General features: G+C 65.0%; 3 protein-coding genes and 1 pseudogene. All 4 read left to right on the top strand.

Going from position 1 to position 2,729, the window contains the following annotated elements; all coding sequences use genetic code 11:
* Window positions 1–67 precede the first annotated feature (67 nt).
* Window positions 68–244, top strand: a pseudogene (gene tnpA / locus RSO01_RS50290) (IS66 family insertion sequence element accessory protein TnpA); the annotation flags it as partial.
* Window positions 245–364: 120 nt separating this feature from the next.
* Window positions 365–739: an IS66-like element accessory protein TnpA gene (gene tnpA / locus RSO01_RS48230; RefSeq protein WP_170303900.1), complete on the top strand. Its 375-nt coding sequence runs from the start codon at window positions 365–367 to the stop codon at window positions 737–739.
* On the top strand, window positions 736–1,089 hold the full coding sequence (gene tnpB, locus RSO01_RS46455; RefSeq protein WP_147157422.1) for an IS66 family insertion sequence element accessory protein TnpB: 354 nt from the start codon (window positions 736–738) through the stop codon (window positions 1,087–1,089). Before tnpA (RSO01_RS48230) ends, tnpB begins: the two co-directional genes overlap by 4 nt.
* 69 nt (window positions 1,090–1,158) lie before the next feature.
* Entirely contained in the window at window positions 1,159–2,703 is a 1,545-nt protein-coding gene (tnpC, locus tag RSO01_RS46450) for an IS66 family transposase (protein ID WP_147157421.1), read from the top strand.
* The last annotated feature ends 26 nt before the right edge of the window (window positions 2,704–2,729 follow it).

Raw genomic sequence — 2,729 nt, 5'->3', positions numbered from 1 at the left:
GTAAGCGTCCATTCTTCGCACACTTGGCGGCGGCGGACTGATTGCGATCTGTGTTCCACGGCGAGGTATGCCGAGGAGGACAGCAGTGTCGAGGTGGCCATCAGACTACCGGGTCGAGCTTGAGGCGTTCTGGCGATCGCATCATGAAGCGTGGCGCCGTAGCGATCTGAACCAGCGAGAATATTGCGAGGCGCACGGGGTGCCGTTGAAACGCTTCGGGAACTGGCGGGCCAAGTTTAAGCAGGAGCCGGAGGCCCCGCAGAAGGTGCTGTACCGCCGAGGTGGCGGGCTTAGACATATGTCTAAGTGGGCAAGACATATGTCTAACGAGGTGGGTCCCCCGACGCCGGATCCCGCGAAGACCGTGGCGGGCCGCCGCACCTTCAGCGAGGCCGAGAAGCAGCGCATCCTCGATGAGGCGTCGCAGCCGGGCGTGACGTTGTCCCAAATCGCCCGACGGTACGGGATCTATCGTCGCCTTCTGTTCCGTTGGAAGGAGGAACTAAGGCCGAAGCAACCGATAGCTCCGGCCGATCCCGTCTTTGCGCCGGTTCAGATCACGGATGCTGCCTCGGTGGTCGAGGTGCCCAGCACGACTGCGTCCACCGTGATCGTGGAGCGCTCGGCGCCCGGGATCGAGGTCGAGCTGGTTGGCGGACGCCGGGTACGGTTCGAGCGCGACGCCGATCCCGAAACGGTCCGGCGGCTGATCGCTTTGCTCGAGGGAGGCGCGTCGTGACCTTGCTTCCGTCCGGCATGAAGATCCACGTGGCACTGGGCGTCACCGATATGAGGAAGGGCCTCGATGGGCTGGCGATGCTGGTGCAGGGCACGCTGAAGCAGGATCCGTTCTCGGGACACCTGTTCCTGTTCCGCGGTCGTAAGGCTGACCTACTCAAGATCGTGTTCTGGGACGGTACGGGGCTGTGCCTGTTCACCAAGCGGCTGGAACAGAGCCGCTTCTTCTGGCCGGCGGCGGACGAGGCTCCCGGCTCGGTGATGCTGACTTCGGCGCAGCTGTCGATGCTGATCGAGGGGATCGACTGGCGCTCGCCCGAGAAGCGATGGCGGCCTTCAGTGGCCGGGTAATCTGCGGCCGATTGACTCGGGAATCTCGAATGCCGTGCGACACAGCTCGAGCGCGCGTACCGTGTGCTCATGGAGCTCAATCTTGCTGCTCTGCCGGATGATGTTGATGCCCTGCATCAGCTAGTCCGGCAGTTGGCGGCGGAGCGGGCTGGCGAACGCAGAGCGCTGTCGGACGCTCAAGCCGAGATCGAGCGGCTGCGACTGATCGTGCAGAAGCTGCAACGCCTGCAGTTCGGCCGACGGACCGAGCGGCTCGATGGCAATCAGCTCGAGCTGGGCCTGGAGGATCTGGGGGCAGACATCGGCCGGGCCGAGGAACTGCTGCCGACATTGCCGGCCGAACAGGAACCCGCAGGGCGAGGTCGTTCCGATCGGCCGAGCCTGCCCGAGCATCTGGAACGCGAGGATGTGAGCCTCGACCTCGAGATGAAGGCCTGTCCGTGTTGCGGCGGTGCCCTGCATGCGATCGGCGAGACGGTGAGCGAGATGCTGGACTGGGTGCCGGCGCGGCTGCGCGTCATCCGTATCCGCCGTCCCAAGTACGGCTGCCGGGCTTGCGGTAGCATCCATCAAGCATCTGCACCGGAACGGCCGATCGCCAAGGGCCTGGCAACGCCAGGGCTGCTCGCCCAGGTGCTGATCAGCAAATACTGCGACCACCTACCTCTCTATCGGCAGTCGCAGATCTTCGCCCGGCAGGGCGTGGAGCTGGATCGGTCGACCTTGGCCAACTGGGTCGGGGGCGCCGCCTGGTGGCTGGAGCCGCTAAGGGATCGGTTGGCAGAGCATGTGTTCGCCTCACAGAAGCTGTTCGCCGATGACACGCCGATCCCGGTGCTCGATCCGGGCCGTGGCCGCACCAAGACCGGCCGGCTGTGGGTCTATGCCCGCGACGATCGACCGTGGAGCGGGTCTGACCCGCCGGCGGCCGTCTACTTCTACAGCCCCGATCGCAGGGCCGAGCGTCCAGTCGCCCATCTCGGCCGGTTCAAAGGCACCTTGCAGGTCGATGGCTATGTCGGCTTCGAGCAGCTGGTCCCCACGGGCATCGTGTTGGCGGCGTGCTGGTCCCACACCCGGCGCAAGTTCTACGAAGTGCATCAGGCGACTGGCTCGCCGATTGCGGCCGAGGCCCTGCGTCGGATCGGCGAACTCTATGCCGTCGAGGATAGGATCCGCGGCAGGTCAGCCGAGTTGCGCCGCACGATCCGCCGAGAGTTGGCCCTGCCTCTGGTCGATAGACTGAAACACTGGCTGGAGGCCGAGCTACATCGGGTACCGCCGCGCAGCCCGCTCGCTGACGCCATCCGCTACGCCCTGGTTCGCTGGCCTGCCCTCTGCCGATACATCGAGGATGGTCGGGTCGAGCTCGATACCAACACCGTCGAACGGGCCATCCGGCCGATTGCCCTGGGCCGAAAGAATCACCTGTTCGCTGGCTCCGACGGCGGCGCCGACCGCTGGGCCATAGTCTGCTCGCTGATCACCACCGCCAAACTCAACGACCGCGAGCCCTACACATACCTCAAGGACGTCCTTGACCGGATGACTAACGGTCATCCCGCCAACCGTATCGACGACCTTCTGCCTTGGAACTGGATGCCGCCGGCCTGATCTAGGTGCGAGGAATGGACGGTTAC

The sequence above is a fragment of the Reyranella soli genome (assembly GCF_007992495.1).
GTDB classification, from domain to species: Bacteria; Pseudomonadota; Alphaproteobacteria; order Reyranellales; family Reyranellaceae; genus Reyranella; species Reyranella soli.
The sequence above is the reverse complement of the archived record's forward strand: the minus strand, read 5'-3'. Positions and strand labels throughout refer to the sequence as shown.